Source organism: Pseudomonas sp. Sample_9 (genome assembly GCF_004307535.1).
Lineage (GTDB): Bacteria > Pseudomonadota > Gammaproteobacteria > Pseudomonadales > Pseudomonadaceae > Aquipseudomonas > Aquipseudomonas mercuritolerans.
Map to the genome: position 1 here is coordinate 1 of NZ_RAZO01000167.1, position 4443 is coordinate 4443.

The 4443-nt window shown below is 59.7% G+C and carries 7 protein-coding genes; 5 read left to right on the top strand and 2 right to left on the bottom strand.

The features are described from left to right. The 5 genes from D6877_RS09100 to D6877_RS09120 form a co-directional block, all read left to right on the top strand. Positions 1–1044: RNA polymerase factor sigma-54 (locus tag D6877_RS09100; RefSeq protein WP_130910548.1), on the top strand; the 1044-nt coding region annotated here is incomplete at its 5' end. Between the two features lie 73 nt (positions 1045–1117). Beyond that, on the top strand, positions 1118–1426 hold the full coding sequence (raiA, locus tag D6877_RS09105; protein WP_007912419.1) for a ribosome-associated translation inhibitor RaiA: 309 nt from the start codon (positions 1118–1120) through the stop codon (positions 1424–1426). Positions 1427–1438: 12 nt separating this feature from the next. Continuing rightward, positions 1439–1903, top strand: a complete 465-nt coding sequence (gene ptsN / locus D6877_RS09110) for a PTS IIA-like nitrogen regulatory protein PtsN (RefSeq protein WP_130910549.1) — start codon at positions 1439–1441, stop codon at positions 1901–1903. A 2-nt stretch (positions 1904–1905) separates the two neighbouring features. Continuing rightward, the gene (gene rapZ, locus D6877_RS09115; RefSeq protein WP_016771684.1) at positions 1906–2763 is read left to right on the top strand and encodes an RNase adapter RapZ; all 858 of its coding nucleotides are present in this window, start codon (positions 1906–1908) and stop codon (positions 2761–2763) included. Between the two features lie 15 nt (positions 2764–2778). After that, entirely contained in the window at positions 2779–3054 is a 276-nt protein-coding gene (locus D6877_RS09120) for an HPr family phosphocarrier protein (protein WP_016771685.1), read from the top strand. 34 nt (positions 3055–3088) lie between these two features. On the opposite strand, the gene D6877_RS09125 is transcribed toward D6877_RS09120, so the two are convergent. Both D6877_RS09125 and D6877_RS09130 read right to left on the bottom strand, forming a co-directional pair. Continuing rightward, positions 3089–3982, bottom strand: coding sequence for a ZIP family metal transporter (locus tag D6877_RS09125; RefSeq protein WP_130910550.1), 894 nt, complete (start codon positions 3980–3982; stop codon positions 3089–3091). 29 nt (positions 3983–4011) lie between these two features. Beyond that, positions 4012–4443: superoxide dismutase (locus D6877_RS09130; RefSeq protein ID WP_130910553.1), on the bottom strand; the 432-nt coding region annotated here is incomplete at its 5' end.

Consider the following 4443-nt stretch of genomic DNA (forward strand, 5'->3'; position numbering starts at 1 on the left):
CCGATGTCCGACACCGATCGCCTGATCGCCGTGACCCTGATCGACTGCATCAACAATCAGGGCTATCTGGACGAAACACTCGAAGAAATTCTCGAAGCGTTCGATCCTGAACTGGACATCGAGCTCGACGAGATCGAAGCCGTCCTGCATCGCATCCAGCAATTCGAGCCCGCCGGTATCGGCGCCCGCAACCTCAGCGAATGCCTGCTCCTGCAACTGCGCCAGCTGCCCGCGAAGACGCCGTGGCTGACCGAGGCCAAGCGGCTGGTCGCCGATTACATCGACCTGCTGGGCAGCCGCGATTACAGCCAGCTAATGCGCCGGATGAAGCTCAAGGAAGACGAGCTGCGCCAGGTCATCGAGCTGGTACAGAGCCTCAATCCGCGTCCGGGCTCGCAGATCGAATCAACCGAAGCCGAATACGTCATTCCCGATGTGATCGTGCGCAAGGACAACGAGCGCTGGCTGGTCGAGCTGAACCAGGAATCGGTGCCACGCCTGCGCGTCAATGCCCAGTACGCCGGGTTTGTTAAGCGTGCCGACACCAGCGCCGACAACACCTTCATGCGTAACCAGTTGCAGGAAGCCCGCTGGTTCATCAAGAGCCTGCAGAGCCGCAACGAAACCCTGATGAAAGTGGCCACGCAGATCGTCGAACATCAGCGCGGCTTCCTCGAATACGGCGACGAAGCGATGAAGCCGTTGGTATTGCATGACATCGCCGAAGCGGTCGGCATGCACGAATCGACGATTTCCCGGGTGACCACACAGAAATTCATGCATACCCCGCGCGGTATTTATGAGCTGAAATACTTTTTCTCCAGCCACGTCAGCACCTCCGAAGGCGGCGAATGCTCGTCCACGGCGATCCGCGCGATCATCAAAAAACTGGTCGCAGCGGAAAATCAGAAAAAGCCGTTGAGTGACAGCAAGATCGCTGGTTTACTGGAGGCACAAGGCATTCAGGTGGCTCGCCGCACCGTCGCCAAGTACCGCGAATCCCTCGGAATCGCGCCTTCGAGCGAACGGAAGCGGTTGATGTAAGCCACGTTACAGCGTTCCAGTGGCAGGCTTTTCGGCCTGCCGCTTTATGCACTGGCAACGAAGGAGAAGCTGTATGCAAGTCAACATCAGTGGACACCAACTGGAAGTGACCCAACCTCTGCGTTCCTACATCGAGGAAAAACTCCAACGACTGGAGCGACATTTCGACAAGATCACCAACGTGCAAGTCACGATGTGCGTCGAAAAGCTGAAGCAGAAGATCGAAGCCACCTTGCATATCCCCGGCAGCGAAGTGGTCGCCAACGCAGAAGATACCGACATGTATGCTGCGATCGACTCACTCACCGACAAGCTGGATCGCCAACTCAAAAAGCATAAGGAAAAGACCCAGAGCCTCCTCCAGGGCGCGACCGGTCGTTAACCCCCCTATCCCATGATCCGACTTGAAACCATCCTGACCCCCGGCCGTTCCCAAGTGAACGCGCCGGGCGGCAGCAAGAAAAAAGCCCTCGAACATATTGCCAACCTGATCCACCGCGAAGTGCCGGATCTGGCGATGCAGGATGTCTTTGAGGCGTTGATCGCCCGTGAAAAACTCGGTTCTACCGGTTTTGGCAACGGCATCGCCATTCCTCACTGCCGCCTCAAGGGCTGCACGGCGCCTGTCAGTGCCCTGCTGCATCTTGAAGCGCCAATCGATTTCGACGCCATCGACGGCGCTCCGGTCGACCTGCTGTTCGTGCTGCTGGTCCCGGAAGCCGCGACCGATGCGCATCTGGAGTTGCTGCGCCAGATCGCCAGCATGCTCGACCGCAAGGAAGTTCGTGAAAAACTGCGCAGCGCCGCGAGCAACGAAGCCTTGTACCAGGTTGTACTGGACGAGCAGAACGGGCACTAATCATGCGTTTGATCATTGTCAGTGGCCGTTCGGGCTCGGGTAAAAGTACCGCCCTGAATGTCCTTGAGGACAACGGCTACTACTGCATCGACAACCTGCCGGCCGGCTTGCTGCCGGAACTGGCCGAGCGGGCGCTGATCCATACTGAACTGGCGCAGCCGCTGGTTGCCGTGTCGATCGATGCGCGCAACCTGCCGAGCCATCTGTCACGTTTCCCGGAATTGCTCGAAGACGTGCGTGCCAAGCATATCAAGTGCGATGTGCTGTACCTGGACGCCGACGAGGAAACCCTGCTCAAGCGTTTTTCCGAGACCCGTCGTCGTCACCCGCTGAGCAACGCCAATCGCTCACTGGCCGAGGCAATTCACGATGAAACCGCCCTGCTCGGCCCGATCGCCGATCTGGCCGACCTGAAAATCAACACCACCAGCCTGAACCTCTATCAGCTTCGCGACACGCTGAAGCTGCGCCTGCTGAATCAGCCGGAACCCGGTACTGCGTTTCTGGTTGAATCATTTGGCTTCAAGCGCGGCATGCCGGTCGATGCCGATCTGGTCTTCGACGTGCGCTGCCTGCCCAATCCGTACTGGAAACCCGAGCTGCGCGCTCAGTCCGGCCTCGATGCCCCTGTGGCCGAGTATCTGGCGCAGCAGCCGGATGTCGAAGAAATGTATCAGGACATCTACGCCTACCTGAACAAGTGGCTGCCACGTTTCGCCGCCAGCAACCGCGCATACGTGACCATTGCCATTGGCTGCACCGGCGGGCACCACCGCTCCGTCTACCTGACCGAACGTCTGGGTCAGGCCCTGCAGAAAACCCTGAAGAACGTCCAGGTTCGCCACCGCGACCTCACCTAAAGGATTCACACCGCGATGCCTGCTCGTGAAATCGAAATCATCAATAAGCTGGGCCTGCATGCTCGGGCATCGGCCAAATTCGTCGGCGTGGCGGGTCAGTATCCAGACTGCACGATCAGAGTGGGACGCACACCTGAAACGACTGTCGACGGCAAGAGCATCATGGCAATGATGATGCTCGCGGCGGGTAAAGGCACCAAAATCCATTTGAGCACCGAAGGCGAACAGGCTCAGGAAGCCATGGACGCATTGGTCGATCTGATCGAAAGGTATTTCGACGAAGGTGAATAATCCTCGAGGCGGGGACACTGTTCCTCGCCTCCATTCACCCCAACGCCGTATCCATCACCATCATCAGACAAAACCCGACCAACAGGCCCAGACTGGCCAGCTTGTCATGCCCATGACGACGCGACTCCGGAATCACTTCGTGGGTCACCACCAGCAACATCGCCCCGGCCGCCAACGCCAGCCCCAGCGGCAACAGCACTTGAGCCAGACTCACCAGCCACGCGCATAACAGTGCAAATACCGGTTCGACCAGCCCAGACGCCGCGCCAATCAAAAATGCCCTGACCCGCGACATCCCTGCCCCGGCCAGCACCAACGCAATCACCAGCCCTTCCGGCACATCCTGCAGAGCGATGCCCATCGCCAGGCTGTCGGCGTCCGTCATCCCGCCGCCGGCAGATACGCCAACCGCCATGCCTTCCGGAATGTTGTGCGCGATGATGGCGAACACGAACAGCCAGATTCGCGGTGGAATCACCGGATGCTCCAGCGTGCCGACGAGCATCTCCGGCGAGGCACCCGAAACGCGCCGATCCACCAGATACAGACCGAACGCGCCGAGCAGGATGCCGAAGCAGGTCAGGCTACTGGCGGCCCACGGCGTCAGACCAAGACTTTCGGCCGCAGCGATCCCCGGCACGATCAACGAAAACGCCGTCGCCGCCAGCATCACCCCGGCACCAAACCCAAGCAAGGTATCGCTGAGTGCCTGCGGCATGCGCCGGATCACCAGCACCGGCACGGCGCCAAGCGCCGTGCCCAACGCGCAGATGGCACCGCCCTGCAAGGCGCGCAACAGCCGCGGTTCCAGATTCAGCCACTGCAAACCGTGGGCGACCAGCAAAGCCATCCCCGCCAGCAGCAACAGCGAGCCCACCGCGTAACGAAACATGCGCCCGCTGGCAATCGCCAGTGTTTCCGTGCCCATAGTCAGCCCTGATTGTTTTTATGGAAGGCTTAAACCAGTGCGGCCTGATAGCGCGCAGCAACTTCCGGCCAGTTGATCACGTTGTAGAACGCGTTGATGTATTCCGGGCGACGGTTCTGGTAACGCAGGTAGTAGGCGTGTTCCCAGACGTCGAGACCAAGGATTGGTGTGTTGCCGGTCATCAGCGGGCTGTCCTGATTGCCGCTGCTTTCCACGACCAGTTTTTTCTCCGGTGTCACGCTGAGCCAGGCCCAGCCGCTGCCGAAACGGGTCAGCGCGGCTTTGGTGAACGCTTCCTTGAAACTGTCGAGTCCGCCCAGTTGCTCATCGATTGCCTTGGCCAGTGTGCCGTCGGGCTTGCCGCCTCCGTTGGGCACCATCACTTCCCAGAACAGCGAATGATTGGCGTGACCGCCGCCCTGATTGATCACCGCCGCGCGAAGCTTTTCCGGCAGTTGCTG

Coding starts and splice junctions, on each gene's coding strand:
- D6877_RS09125 (WP_130910550.1), bottom strand. CDS start 3,982: ATGGGCACGGAAACACTGGCGATTGCCAGCGGGCGCATGTTTCGTTAC.
- rapZ (WP_016771684.1), top strand. CDS start 1,906: ATGCGTTTGATCATTGTCAGTGGCCGTTCGGGCTCGGGTAAAAGTACC.
- raiA (WP_007912419.1), top strand. CDS start 1,118: ATGCAAGTCAACATCAGTGGACACCAACTGGAAGTGACCCAACCTCTG.
- ptsN (WP_130910549.1), top strand. CDS start 1,439: ATGATCCGACTTGAAACCATCCTGACCCCCGGCCGTTCCCAAGTGAAC.
- D6877_RS09120 (WP_016771685.1), top strand. CDS start 2,779: ATGCCTGCTCGTGAAATCGAAATCATCAATAAGCTGGGCCTGCATGCT.